9 protein-coding genes are annotated in these 11,849 nt (G+C 48.0%); 8 read left to right on the top strand and 1 reads right to left on the bottom strand.

The features are described 5' to 3' along the window. Nucleotides 1-2: 2 nt before the first annotated feature. The 4 genes from QM657_RS08275 (at nucleotide 3) to QM657_RS08260 (ending at nucleotide 5,033) form a co-directional block, all read left to right on the top strand. Nucleotides 3-1,025: a galactose ABC transporter substrate-binding protein gene (locus QM657_RS08275; RefSeq protein WP_415066139.1), complete on the top strand. Its 1,023-nt coding sequence runs from the start codon at nucleotides 3-5 to the stop codon at nucleotides 1,023-1,025. A 184-nt stretch (nucleotides 1,026-1,209) separates the two neighbouring features. Next, on the top strand, nucleotides 1,210-2,322 hold the full coding sequence (locus QM657_RS08270) for a galactose ABC transporter substrate-binding protein (protein WP_415066138.1): 1,113 nt from the start codon (nucleotides 1,210-1,212) through the stop codon (nucleotides 2,320-2,322). A gap of 156 nt (nucleotides 2,323-2,478) precedes the next feature. Beyond that, a complete protein-coding gene (locus QM657_RS08265) occupies nucleotides 2,479-4,035 on the top strand; it encodes a sugar ABC transporter ATP-binding protein (RefSeq protein WP_415066137.1) in 1,557 nt (518 codons plus the stop codon). After that, entirely contained in the window at nucleotides 4,032-5,033 is a 1,002-nt protein-coding gene (locus QM657_RS08260) for a galactose/methyl galactoside ABC transporter permease MglC (protein ID WP_415066136.1), read from the top strand. The genes QM657_RS08265 and QM657_RS08260 overlap by 4 nt, the downstream gene beginning before the upstream one ends. Before the next feature lie 78 nt (nucleotides 5,034-5,111). Here the strand turns inward: QM657_RS08260 and QM657_RS08255 are convergent, their stop codons facing one another. After that, nucleotides 5,112-5,564: a CYTH domain-containing protein gene (locus tag QM657_RS08255; RefSeq protein WP_415066135.1), complete on the bottom strand. Its 453-nt coding sequence runs from the start codon at nucleotides 5,562-5,564 to the stop codon at nucleotides 5,112-5,114. A gap of 141 nt (nucleotides 5,565-5,705) precedes the next feature. On the opposite strand from QM657_RS08255, the gene QM657_RS08250 reads away from it, so the two are divergent. Genes QM657_RS08250 through QM657_RS08235 form a run of 4 tightly spaced genes read left to right on the top strand, consistent with a single transcriptional unit; the run spans nucleotide 5,706 to nucleotide 11,765 of the window. Then, nucleotides 5,706-6,770, top strand: coding sequence for a galactose ABC transporter substrate-binding protein (locus tag QM657_RS08250; protein ID WP_415066134.1), 1,065 nt, complete (start codon nucleotides 5,706-5,708; stop codon nucleotides 6,768-6,770). A 2-nt stretch (nucleotides 6,771-6,772) separates the two neighbouring features. Next, nucleotides 6,773-7,339: a DJ-1 family glyoxalase III gene (locus QM657_RS08245; RefSeq protein ID WP_415066133.1), complete on the top strand. Its 567-nt coding sequence runs from the start codon at nucleotides 6,773-6,775 to the stop codon at nucleotides 7,337-7,339. Between the two features lie 4 nt (nucleotides 7,340-7,343). Continuing rightward, on the top strand, nucleotides 7,344-8,789 hold the full coding sequence (locus tag QM657_RS08240) for an extracellular solute-binding protein (protein ID WP_415066131.1): 1,446 nt from the start codon (nucleotides 7,344-7,346) through the stop codon (nucleotides 8,787-8,789). Between the two features lie 3 nt (nucleotides 8,790-8,792). Continuing rightward, a complete protein-coding gene (locus QM657_RS08235) occupies nucleotides 8,793-11,765 on the top strand; it encodes an EAL domain-containing protein (protein ID WP_415066129.1) in 2,973 nt (990 codons plus the stop codon). The last annotated feature ends 84 nt before the right edge of the window (nucleotides 11,766-11,849 follow it).

The raw sequence follows: 11,849 nt of genomic DNA, 5'->3' as shown, positions 1-11,849 counted from the left end.
GGATGAAAAAAAGATATTATGCATTGGCGGCGGCAATCCTTCTTGTACTTGTCTTTTGGGGAATTGCCGGATCAGGAAAAGGGGAAGAGAGCGGGGCGGAGAAAAAGTCCATCCGCATTGGGGTGACTTTATACCGGGGAGATGATTCCTTTATCAACACCATACGGGGGAAGATTGAGGAACAGGCCAAGGAATACGAAAAAGAGACGGGAATTAAGGTGGTCATGGACATCGTGGACGCAAAGGGGAATCAGAATACCCAGAACAGCCAGGTGGACCGGTTTATTTCCCTGGGTTATGATGCCATCTGCGTCAATATGGTGGACCGCTCCATGGCTTCCAACATCATCAGCAAGGCCATGGATGCAGGAAAGCCGGTGGTGTTTTTTAACCGGGAGCCTGTGGAAGAGGATATGCGGCGCTGGGAAAAGCTCTATTACGTGGGAGAAAACGCCAAGGAGTCTGCGGTTCTCCAGGGAAATATTCTGGTGGAAGCCTATGAAAAGGACCCTTCTTCCCTTGACTTAAACGGAGACGGAAAGGTCAGCTATGTGCTTTTGGAAGGGGAAAACAGCCATCAGGATTCCCTGATCCGGACAGAGTGGTCCATCCAGACCTTAAAGGATGGGGGAGTTCCCCTTGAAAAGATCACAGGAGGAATCGCAAACTGGGAGAGAAGCCAGGCCTCCGCATGGATGGAGCAGTGGCTTTCGGAATACCCGGAGGAAATCGAAGTGGTGATCTGCAATAACGATGACATGGCTTTGGGAGCAGCAGATGCCCTGGAGCGGGAGGGCCTTGACAGGCCGGTCAAGATTGTGGGAATTGACGGAACGCCTCAGGGACTGGAAGGGCTTAAAAACGGAAAGATTTTCGGAACCGTCCAGTGTGACAGCAGGGAGTATGCACAGGTGATCTTTAAGATCGCAGCGGCAGAGGCTCTGGGCCAGGAGGTGGGAGAATCCGTAAAACTGGACAGGGACAAATACTATGAGTGCAGCCAGATCACCTTAACAGCCCAGTGATTTTTTCCATATTGTGAAAAATGGATATAAATATCGAAAAAAATCGAATGAATCAGGCAATCTAAAAAATTCGATATATAAACCAAGAAAATTATATGGAAAAGTGCATAAATGAACTGTATAATATGTTTATCGATAGGGCAAAACGCCTATCAAAAATATATCATATGGGAGGATTTTAGTTATGAGATTACTCAAAAGAGCAGCAGCAATCGGTATCGCTTCACTGATGGTACTTTCTATGGCAGCTTGTGGGTCAGGTGCCAAAGAGACAACTGCTGCAGCGACAGAAGCTACAACAGCAGCAGAAAGCAAAACTACAGCAGAATCAACTGCAGAAGCAGTGAAAGAGGCTGTTGGCGGCGACATGTCCGACAAAAAAGTAGGTATCTCCATTTACAAATTCGACGATAACTTTATGACCCTTTACCGCACAGAGCTTCAGCGTTACTTAGTGGACGAGCTGGGCTTTAAGAAGGAAAACGTTGTTGTTCAGGATGGAAAGAACGATCAGGCAGAGCAGACAAACCAGATCCAGAATTTCATCACTCAGAAATACGACGTACTGATCTTAAACCTTGTTCAGTCTTCTTCCGCTCCTGAAGTTACTGAAATGTGTAAAGAAGCAGGAATCCCTGTAGTTTACATCAACCGTGAACCAACCCCAGAAGAAGAGCTGAGATGGAAAGACGAAAAGATCAAAGCTACTTATGTAGGCTGCGACGCAAGACAGTCCGGAACCTATCAGGGCGAAGAAATTCTGGAAACCTCCAATAAGGGCGACATCAACGGCGACGGCGTTGTTTCCTATATCATGGTTCAGGGTGACCCAGAGAACGTAGATGCTCAGTTCAGAACAGAGTTTTCTGTTAAAGCTCTTACTGACGCAGGCGTAGAAGTAAAAGAACTGTTAAAGCAGCGCGGTGACTGGGATCAGGCTAAAGCTCAGCAGATCGTTCAGGACGCTCTGACACAGTATGGCGATCAAATCGAAGTTGTTTTCTGTAACAACGATGCTATGGCTCTTGGTGCTCTTCAGTCCATCGAAGCAGCAGGCCGTACCGTAAACAAAGACATCTATTTAGTAGGTGTAGACGCGCTGACAGAAGCTGTTCAGAACGTTCTTGATGGCAAGATGACCGGTACTGTATTCAATGATCACCTTTCCCAGGCTCAGGCAGCAGCAGATATGGCATCAGCTTTCATCCTTGGAGAAGAAGTTGAAAACGTAAACATGGTAGACTATGTAAAAGTTACAACAGAAAATGCTAAGGAAGTTCTTGAAAAATTAAAATAATTTCCAGCAGCCGTTAGAAACGGGTGTGTCTGTAAGGCACACCCGATTTTTAAAGATTTCTTTGCCCATAAAGCGTGGGCAATGTTAATGAATCACCCTGCGGGTATACCATTATGCCCATAAAGCATGGGCGTAATTAAGGAAAGGAGAAACGGGATGGCAGAGCAATACAGATTGGAAGTGACTGGAGTCAGCAAATCCTTCCCCGGTGTCAAGGCACTTGACAAAATCAATTTAAAAGTACGTCCCGGTACCGTTCACGCTCTGATGGGAGAGAACGGAGCGGGTAAATCGACCCTTATGAAATGCCTCTTCGGCATTTATAAAATGGATGAGGGTGAGGTCTTCATTGATGGAGAAAAAGTCAGCATTGCAAACCCTGACGATGCCCTTCACAAAGGACTCGCCATGGTGCATCAGGAGCTTCAGCCGGTTCCGGCCCGGTCCATTGCTGAAAATATGTACTTGGGAAGATATCCCATGGTAAAGGTCGGTCCTTTAAAAATCGTGGATCACAAGACCATGAACTCAGAAGCGGAAAAATGGCTGAAAGATGTTAAGATGAGCTTCAATCCCAAGGCAAAGCTTGGAACATTATCAATAGGACAAATGCAGTCAGTGGAAATTGCAAAGGCAGTGAGCCAGAATGCCAGACTGGTTATTTTGGATGAGCCGACTTCTTCCCTGACTGATAATGAAGTAGATGCACTGTTTTCCATTATCAGGGATTTAAAATCCAGAGGTGTTTCTATGATATATATCAGCCATAAGATGGCTGAAATCAGGCAGATCGCTGATGATATCACGATCATGCGTGATGGTACTTATGTAGGTTCCTGGGAGATCAAGGACATTTCCGACGATGAAATTGTAAAGAAGATGGTTGGACGTGAACTGAGCAATGTCTACCCGCCTAAGGGAGATTACAGAACCGAAGAAACTGTTTTAAAGGTGAGCCATTTAAGCAGCATCCATGAAAAATCTTTCCAGGATTGTTCCTTTGAGCTGAAAAGGGGAGAGATTTTAGGATTCGGCGGACTTGTAGGAGCCCAGAGAACAGAGCTGATGGAAGCGATTTTCGGCATGCGGGGCGTTGCCAGCGGGGAAATCGAGATTCTTGGAAAAAAGGCAGTAGTCAGGCGCCCTCAGGATGCCATCAACGATTCTGTTGGAATGATCACAGAGGACCGGCGTGGAACCGGAATTTTCGGCTGCTTAAGCATTGCCGATAATACAGCCATTGCGTCCTATCGCAACTACGTCAAGAGCGGTGTCATTAACGGCAAAAAAGTAGGGGAAGTGGTAAAGGAGAGCATTGCAAAGCTGAGCATCAAGACCCCCAGCGATAAAACCACCATTCAGTCCTTATCAGGAGGAAACCAGCAGAAGGTGATCATTGCCAGATGGCTGGCCAATAATCCCGATGTGCTGATTATGGATGAACCTACAAGAGGAATTGACGTAGGCGCTAAATATGAGATTTATCAGATCATGATTGACCTTGTGAAGCAGGGAAAATCGATTATTATGATTTCCTCCGAGATGCCGGAGCTGCTTGGCATGTCAAACCGGATTATCGTCATGTGTAACGGACGGATTACGGGAGAAGTGGAAGAGGAAGAGGCAACTCAGGAAAGAATCATGGCATTTGCCACAAAATTCGATTTAAACGATAATGCAAGAGAAAATTTCACACAGGAGGTTCAATCATGACAGCAACGAAAAAAATCAATGTAAAGGATTTCCTTATTAATAACGGAATCATTGTTGTTCTCATCCTGTTGGCTATTATCACCGCCATCAGACAGCCGTCATTTGGTTCATTTGATAACTTTAAAAATATTGCTTTAAACGTAGCCCCCCGTTTTATCATCGCCTGCGGTGTGTCAGGCTGCCTTATTACAAGAGGTACAGACCTTTCTGCCGGACGTATGGTAGGCCTTTCTGCCTGCCTTGCAGGTACACTGCTCCAGAAGCCGGATTACAGCGGAAAGTTCTTTCCTAACCTTCCTGATTTCGGGGTTTGGTGGGTCGTTGTTGTGCTTTTAATCTGTGTTGCTGTTTGTGCCATATTCGGACTGATTAACGGTATGGTGGTTTCCTTCCTTCAGGTTCCGGCCTTTATCGGAACTCTGGGAATGCAGTTGATCGTTTACGGTGTCTGCCTGGTTTACACCAATGCGACTCCTATCGGCGGCTACCGTTCTGCTTACACGGAAGTGGCAAAGGGCAGACTGTTTGGAGCGATTCCATATCTGTTCCTCATCGCTCTTGCAGTGGGCTTTGTGATCTGGTTTATTTACAATAAAACACCTCACGGAAAATATATGTATGCCATCGGCGGCAACGAGCAGGCAGCAGAAGTTTCCGGCGTAAATACGAAGAAAACCAAAATTATCATCTATGTGACCGCAGCAGCTCTTTATGCTTTGGGCGGGTTCCTGGTAGGCGCAAAATCCGGCGGTTCCTCTGTTAACATGGGAATGGGCTGGGAGCTGGAAGCCATCGCAGCATGTACCATCGGCGGTGTATCCGTAAACGGCGGTATCGGAAGAGTGTCCGGCGTTTTAATCGGTGTGCTCGTATTCGAAATATTAAAGACCTGTCTGCAGTATCTGGGCGTTGACACCAACTACCAGTACATCGCTCAGGGAATCGTTATCGTAGTGGCTATTGCCCTTGACATCAGAAAATACATTGCAAAGAAATAAATAAAAGAACCGGAAAAGGTGCGGGATCAGTCCTGCACCTTTTCCGGTTCCTTTGCATACAGCCGGATGTGAGCCTGCTTAAGGCTGGCGGCTTAAACGGCTGTTTTGATATTCCCCTGAAAATGTCACATCTTCTCCGAACCAGTCAGGCGCAAGGAAGTGTTCTGCTTCTTCTAAAGAAGGAAACTCCACCTCAGCCAGCATAAGTCCCTCAAACCTGCCTTCAAAGACATCCAGCTCTATGGTCAGATGATCCGAACCTTTTACCGGGATGAGATAGCGCTTTTTCGTCAGAATATGGCCATCCGCTTTTTTGATCAGGTGGCGGTACGATTCTTCGGTCAGAGGAAGGTTGTATTCCTCACGGGCTAAAAGCCCTTTTGATTTGTAGGTCAGGTAATACGTGTCATCTTCCCTGCGCACCCGGACCACAGGCTCTGTGGAAAGATATCCCTGCTCAATGAGATGGTGAGGGAAGGAAGTATAGTCAGACGGGGGATGTGATATCAGATATTTGCGTTCTATTTCCATGGATAGGTCCTCCTGTTTTCTGTCAATTGTTGTTAAATGTCCTTAGTATACCACAGGAAAGCAAAAAATAGAAGATAGTGGAAAAAATCTGAAAAACGTGGTAAGATGGAAACTACAGTAACATGCAGGAGAATAGGAATTATGAAACAGTTAAATAGATGGATTGCCATGGGCCTTCTCATGCTGGGAGTTGTCTTCGTGGTATGGGGCTGCGCTCCCTATCAGAAAGAGGAAGAAAGCCCCCGGACCCAGGCATTCGAAAGCGGTGAAGCGGAGGGGGCCGGAAAAAAGGGACCTAAGATCGGAGTCAGCATCTACCGGTATGATGATGAGTTCATGAGACTATACCGTCTGGAGCTGAAGCAGTATCTGGAGGAAACGTATCAGGCGGAAGTGGTCATGCGCAATGCAGGCGGGGACCAGGAGGAACAAAACCGCCAGATGGAGCAGTTCATTGCAGAAGGGTGCGACGGAATCATCATAAACCCGGTGGAGGTCCAGGCAGCGGGCCGTCTGGCGGACAGCGCTTCCCAGGCGGGAATTCCCCTTGTTTTCATCAACAGGGAGCCGGGAGAAGAGGAGCAGAGCCGTTGGAAGGAACGTAAGATGGCTGTATCCAGCGTAGGGACGGATTCCAGACAGGCAGGCACTTACCAGGGGGAACTGCTTTTGGAAGCTCCGAAAAAGGGAGATTTAAATGAAGACGGAACGGTTTCCTATGCCATGCTGATGGGAGAAGAGGGAAATGAAGACAGCCGTTACAGGACGGAATACTCCATCAAGGCATTGGAAGCAGGTGGAATGGAAACAGAGGAGCTTTTTTCCGGAAGCGGGCAGTGGGACCAGGAAAAAGGGGAAAAGCTTGCCAAAACTGCTCTGGACACTTACGGCAGCAGGCTGGAGGTCATTATCAGCAACAACGATGCCATGGCAAACGGAGCTTTAAAGGCGGCAGAGGAAGCAGGCCGTATTCCGGGAAAGGATATTCTCCTGGTGGGGATAGACGGACTGAGGGACACGGTAGAATATATTAAAGAAGGCAAAATGACAGGTACTGTTTTAAATGATCATGAGGGACAGGCAAGGACCGCCTCTGATATTTTAATAAAAATGCTGGGCGGCGAAGAAGTTGACACAGCGTATCTGGTGGATTACATCAAGATAACCGGAATCAGTACATTTCAAAATCTGGAAGGGGAAGAATGAAAATGGCAAAAGTATATGGTTTTGTAGCAGACGGTTCAGAGGAAGTAGAACTTTTGGCAGTCGTTGACGTGTTAATAAGAGGAGGCCAGGATGTAAAGCTGGTTTCCGTCACCGGAAAAAAAGACGTGGTTACCTCCCATGGAATCCGTCTGCAGGCGGATTATGAGTTTTCCGAGGTGGACTGCGATGATGCAGACCTTCTCTTCCTTCCGGGCGGAATGCCGGGGACAAAGCATCTGGGGGCCCATGAAGGCCTTGCACTGACCTTAAAAAAGGCCCATGCAGAGAACAAGCGGATTGCTGCAATCTGCGCTGCTCCCAGCGTGTTGGGAAAGCTTGGCATTCTGGAAGGAAAAAAAGCCACCTGTTATCCCGGTTATGAGGCAGAGCTTAAGGGCGCGGAGCATACGAGACAGGGAGTTGTGACTGACGGCAATGTGACCACGGCCAGAGGGCTTGGTTATGCCCTGGACCTTGGAATTGAGCTTTTAGGGCTTTTAGAGGATAGGAAGCTTGCTGCCCAGATTCAGGAGGCGATTCAGTACGATCAGGCTTTGCCGGGGAGATAAACGTATGAAAAAGAGATGGATATTACCGGTTCTGGCGGCAGCGTCCCTTATATTGCTTTCAGGATGTGATAAGAAGAACACAGATAAAAGGTCGGGAAAGGAACCGGTGACCATTACGGTCTGGCACTATTACAACGGTGTCCAGAAAGAGGGGTTTGACAGCCTGGTTCAGGCATTTAATGAGAATGAGGGCAGGAAAAATAATATTGTTGTGAAGGCATTTAATAAAGGAAGCATTGATGAACTGAGCACTGCGGTCAGCGACAGCATTGAAAAGAAAGTGGGGGCAGAGCCTCTGCCGGATATCTTTTCCGCTTATGCGGACAAGGTGTATGAGGTGGACCAGATGGGTCTGGCAGCAGACTTAAGCCAGTATCTGACAGGGGAAGAGCTGGAAGAGTATGTGTCCGCTTACATAGAGGAAGGAAGGTTTGACAGCAGCCAGAGCTTAAAGGTGTTCCCCATTGCCAAGTCAACGGAAATCCTCGCCATTAACAAGACGGACTGGGATAAGTTTGCAGAGGCCACGGGGGAGACAGAAGAAGCCTTTTCCACCTGGGAAGGCATTACCCGTGTGTCAGAGGCATACTACAAATGGACAGACAGTCTGACTGAGACGCCGGAGGATGGGAAGGCGTTCTTTGGAAGAGATGCATTTGCTAACTATATGATCATCGGCAGCCTGCAGCTTGGCCACGAGATTTTTAGGGCCGAGAACGGAACCGTGGTTCTGGACTTTGATAAGGAAGCCATGAGAAAGCTTTGGGATAATTATTACGTTCCTTATGTCAATGGATATTACGGAGCCTATGGAAAGTTCCGAAGCGATGATGTGAAAACGGGAAAACTGGCTGCAGTGGTGGGAGCCACCACCGGAATCGCTTACTTTCCAACCTCTGTGACCCTGGAGGATGGGACGAACTACGCCATAGAGAATAAACTTTACCACCTTCCCAATTTTGAGGGGGCAGCTCCTATTGCAGTTCAGCAGGGAGCCGGCATGATGGTGGTGAAGTCGGATGAAAGGCGGGAGTCCGCAGCAGTCAGCTTTTTAAAGTCTCTCACCAGTGTGGAAAATAACCTGGACTTTGCCATAGGCTCCGGCTACCTCCCGGTGAAAAAGGTGTCTGCGGCTGAGGAAGCCCTGCAGCCCTTTTTAGAGAAAGCAGGAGAAGGCAGCGCTGCAGCCCAGAACCTTGCGATTGGTCTGGATACGGTGAACCGTTACCGGCTCTACACTTCAAAGCCCTTTAAGGGCGGTGATAAAGCCAGAGGTATCCTCTCCTCCTCCATGTCCTCAAAGGCCAGGGAGGATTACGAGAAAGTGCGGACGCTGATGGGCGAGGGTGTTTCAAGAGAGGATGCTGTGGCAGATTTTGTGACGGATGAAAACTTTAATGCCTGGTATGAGGGCGCAAAGAAACAGCTTGAGGAGATTATCGGAGAGTAATTTATGAAGAATAAGAGAAGTGAATCCATCCGGAATCGTCTGCTGGGACCGCTGCTGTTCCTTTTGGTTTTACAGGCAGTGGTAATAGCGGGAATGGTGCTGTTTGGCGGAGTTTCCATCAAGTTAAAAAATAATGAAATCCATATATTAAACGAAAATACGGAAAACAGAAAGCTGGCATTGGAAAAGGAAACCGTTTATAATTGGGGGATTATGCTGAATAATCCTGATTTTATGGCGACTGAAATCCAACAGGTTCTGGAAAGGAACGGCAGAAAGCCCAAGGATATTTTTCGGGATTATGAACTGAACCGGAAAATAGTGGAAAGAGTCATGCAAAAGTCCATAGACGTCCTTCATTTGAACAATGCGACGGGAGTCTTTCTGATTTTAAACGGTCCTGCAGCCGAAAACAGCCCAGAGGGGATGCAGGCCGGCTTTTATGTGCGCAATTCCAATTCGGAAGGATATTTAAAGGATAATTCGTCCCTGCTCATGGAACGGGGACTTCCTTCTGTTGCAGAAAAATACGGGATTCCCCTGGACTCCTTTTGGGAGCTGGGATTTGGAGAGACAGGGGAGTCCGCTTCTTTTTACCATAAGCCTTACAATCTTGCAGTTGAAAATCAGGCCCAGCAGTCAGATGCCATGAAGTTTGCTTATTTCAGCCCGGCGTTTCGGTTAAGCCCAAAGGACATGCCGGTGATCACGTATTCCATTCCGGTCATTCTAAGTGACGGAACTGTGGCAGGCGTATGCGGTCTGGAAATGACCTTGAGCCAGATGAAGAGGCTTCTGGAAAAGGACCGGTCCAAATCTGGCTTTGAAGAGTGCTGGATTCTGGGGATGAGAAAAAAAGGGACCAATACCATTGTTCCTGTTGTCAGCTCCGGATACTTATATAACCAGTATTTTAATGAAAGCCAGGAGATTCAGTATAAGAATTATGGAGGCGAAGATATCAGCCATTTGGAATCCTCTGACGGAACAAAGTGGTATGCCAGCATAAAAACCTTTGAAACCTACGGCAGCAACAGCCCTTTTGAGGAAGAGGAATGGGTTCTGGCAGGAGTCGCCCGCCAGGAGGATTTGCTGTCTTTTTATCATGGAATACGGCGCATGCTGTTCAGCTCCATTTTGATCCCCCTTCTTCTCAGCATGCTGGGAACCTATATTCTGGGACGGATTGTGACAGAACCCATTCTGGGGCTGTCCATGCAGCTTCGGAGAAAGTCTGTAAACCGGGAGCTGGCGCTGAAACGGGTGCATATCAGTGAAATTGACGAACTGACGGAAATCATTGAGCAGTTGAACCGGGAAGTGGAACGGGCTTCTTCCAAGATATCGAGTATTCTGGAGCATGCCAATGTTTTGATCGGGGTTTTTGAGTACGATGATGAGAATGACAAGGTCTTTTGCAGCCGTTCCCTCTTTGAACTGCTGGGCTGGGGAGAGATGAAAGAGCCCTACTGCTACTTGAGCATACGGGAGTTTGAGGCCAGCATGGCGGAGACATTTTCCGGAATCAAGATGAGGGGAAACCGCATTGTCAGGTGTCTGGAGGAACCGGGAGGAAACCGGTGGGTGGAATTCATTCTGGATGAGTCTGAGACAGGGATGATGCTTGGCGTCTGTTCCGATGTGACGGCGGACATCGAGGAAAAGGAAAAACTGGAGCGGGAGCGCAACTACGACCTTTTAACGGATATTTACAACCGGAGGGCATTCCGGGAACGGGTTAAGGAAGCTATGGCCCTTCAGAAGGACCAGGTTGCCGCTGTCGTTATGTGGGATCTGGACAATTTGAAATTCATCAATGACACCTACGGCCATGACGAGGGGGACCGGTATCTCGTTCTCTTTGCGAGCTGCATGAAGCGTTTGAAAAAGTACGGAGCCATTGTATCCCGGTATTCGGGTGATGAATTCGTTGCCTTTTTGGCCGGTGCCAATAAGGAGGAGATCAGAGGACGGGTGGAAGTGTTCATGAATCAGGTCAGGAAGGTCAAGCTGGAAGTGGAGGGCGGATATCAGTTTCCCATCCGCGTATCCGGGGGTCTGTCCTGGTATCCTGATGATGCGGATTCCTTTGATACCTTATTCAGTTATGCGGACTTTGCCATGTATATGGTAAAGCACAGCGTCAAGGGAATGGTCAAGGAATTTGATTACAATGATTACATCCGCAACTCCTATATGCTGGCGGGCAGCGAAGAATTTAATCATATGCTGGATACGGGAGATGTGCGGTTTGCCTTTCAGCCCATTGCCACGAGGGAAGGAACCATTTACGGCTATGAGCTTTTGATGAGGCCGGAATTTACCAATATAAAGAGAATTGACGAAGTCTTGAATCTGGCCAGGACCCAGGCAAAGCTTCCCCAGATGGAGGAAGTCACCTGGTTTGCAGGGATGAAAGCGGCAGCCGCAGAAATGGAAGCAGGCCACCTGGGAACAGAGGAAAAGCTGTTCATCAATTCCATTGCAAGCGTCTGTCTGGCGGAAGATGACTGGCTGAAGCTGGAAGCGCTGTACGGAGATATGCTTGGCCGGGTTGTCATTGAAATGACGGAGAGCGAGCCTGCCAGCAAGGACTTTATGACCAGGAAGCTGGATATGGCAAAGCGGTGGAAGGCCCAGACCGCTGTGGACGATTTTGGAACGGGATATAACAGCGAGACTATCCTGCTGCGCATGAAGCCGGATATTGTAAAGGTGGATATGAGCATTGTGAGGGAAATACACAAGGATCAGAACCGTCAGATCATCTTAAAGAGTCTTCTGGATTTTTCAAAGCGCAACCACATACGCGTGCTGGCAGAAGGCGTGGAGACTGCGGAGGAGCTGAAATTTCTCATGGGCTGGGGCGTTTCCCTGTTCCAGGGGTATTATATCGCCAGGCCTCAGATGGAAATCCGTCCTCTTGATCCTTACATTGCGAAGAAGATGCAGGAGTTTTCAAAGATGATGGATTAGATTCGCCGTGGCACGCATCATTTTTCAGAAAAGTGCCCCAATTGAAATAATATTTCTCCACGGCTTAAGTTTTCACAAATAATA

Source organism: Lacrimispora sp. (genome assembly GCF_047605665.1).
In the GTDB taxonomy this organism is placed as follows: Bacteria; Bacillota; Clostridia; order Lachnospirales; family Lachnospiraceae; genus Lacrimispora.
This window is presented reverse-complemented; position numbering and strand designations above follow the sequence as displayed.

What these genes read in the sequence shown, in the direction of transcription:
- QM657_RS08275 (WP_415066139.1), top strand. Translation starts at nt 3, where the DNA reads ATGAAAAAAAGATATTATGCATTGGCGGCGGCAATCCTTCTTGTACTT.
- QM657_RS08270 (WP_415066138.1), top strand. Translation starts at nt 1,210, where the DNA reads ATGAGATTACTCAAAAGAGCAGCAGCAATCGGTATCGCTTCACTGATG.
- QM657_RS08265 (WP_415066137.1), top strand. Translation starts at nt 2,479, where the DNA reads ATGGCAGAGCAATACAGATTGGAAGTGACTGGAGTCAGCAAATCCTTC.
- QM657_RS08260 (WP_415066136.1), top strand. Translation starts at nt 4,032, where the DNA reads ATGACAGCAACGAAAAAAATCAATGTAAAGGATTTCCTTATTAATAAC.
- QM657_RS08255 (WP_415066135.1), bottom strand. Translation starts at nt 5,564, where the DNA reads ATGGAAATAGAACGCAAATATCTGATATCACATCCCCCGTCTGACTAT.
- QM657_RS08250 (WP_415066134.1), top strand. Translation starts at nt 5,706, where the DNA reads ATGAAACAGTTAAATAGATGGATTGCCATGGGCCTTCTCATGCTGGGA.
- QM657_RS08245 (WP_415066133.1), top strand. Translation starts at nt 6,773, where the DNA reads ATGGCAAAAGTATATGGTTTTGTAGCAGACGGTTCAGAGGAAGTAGAA.
- QM657_RS08240 (WP_415066131.1), top strand. Translation starts at nt 7,344, where the DNA reads ATGAAAAAGAGATGGATATTACCGGTTCTGGCGGCAGCGTCCCTTATA.
- QM657_RS08235 (WP_415066129.1), top strand. Translation starts at nt 8,793, where the DNA reads ATGAAGAATAAGAGAAGTGAATCCATCCGGAATCGTCTGCTGGGACCG.